The sequence below is a fragment of the Paraburkholderia sp. SIMBA_053 genome, from assembly GCF_046534895.1.
Classification (GTDB): Bacteria; Pseudomonadota; Gammaproteobacteria; order Burkholderiales; family Burkholderiaceae; genus Paraburkholderia; species Paraburkholderia caledonica.
Genome location: NZ_JAWRXU010001412.1, coordinates 1 through 246 on the forward strand (window position 1 = coordinate 1; position 246 = coordinate 246).

The window sequence follows — 246 nt, forward strand, 5'->3', positions numbered from 1 at the left end:
GGTCGTGCAAGTGGACGAAACCCGCATTGAAATGCGCCAGAGCATTGATCCGCCCACGCGCCGCGCGGTGGCGATCGCGGTGATCGACAATCCGTATGCGGGCCGCTATGAGGCAAAGCTCGACGCGCTGATCGACGCCGGCGAGGAACTCGGCGCGCTGCTCGGCAAGCGCTGCGTCGAGGCGCTCGGTATCGAACCCGGCGAAGCGCAGAGCTACGGCAAGGCCGCGATTGTCGGCGAGGCGGG

The 246-nt window shown here is 67.5% G+C and carries 1 protein-coding gene; it reads left to right on the top strand.

The window, feature by feature from the left end; genetic code table 11:
* Nucleotides 1–246: amino acid synthesis family protein (locus tag SB753_RS40250; RefSeq protein WP_410805573.1), on the top strand; the 246-nt coding region annotated here is incomplete at both ends.